The organism is Pseudoduganella guangdongensis (assembly GCF_009857475.1).
Classification (GTDB): domain Bacteria; phylum Pseudomonadota; class Gammaproteobacteria; order Burkholderiales; family Burkholderiaceae_D; genus Rugamonas; species Rugamonas guangdongensis.
In genome coordinates, this window is sequence record NZ_WWCJ01000075.1 from 1 (window position 1) to 256 (window position 256).

At 53.5% G+C, this 256-nt stretch carries 1 rRNA gene; it reads right to left on the bottom strand.

The window, feature by feature from the left end:
• Positions 1-256 (bottom strand): 23S ribosomal RNA (locus GTP41_RS26905); the annotation flags it as partial.

The window sequence follows — 256 nt, forward strand, 5'->3', positions numbered from 1 at the left end:
AGTGGGTTCGGTCCTCCAGTGCGTGTTACCGCACCTTCAACCTGGCCATGGATAGATCACTTGGTTTCGGGTCTACACCCAGCGACTGGCGCCCTGTTCGGACTCGATTTCTCTACGGCTCCCCTATATGGTTAACCTCGCCACTGAATGTAAGTCGCTGACCCATTATACAAAAGGTACGCAGTCACCCCTTACGAGGCTCCTACTGTTTGTATGCACACGGTTTCAGGATCTATTTCACTCCCCTCCCGGGGTT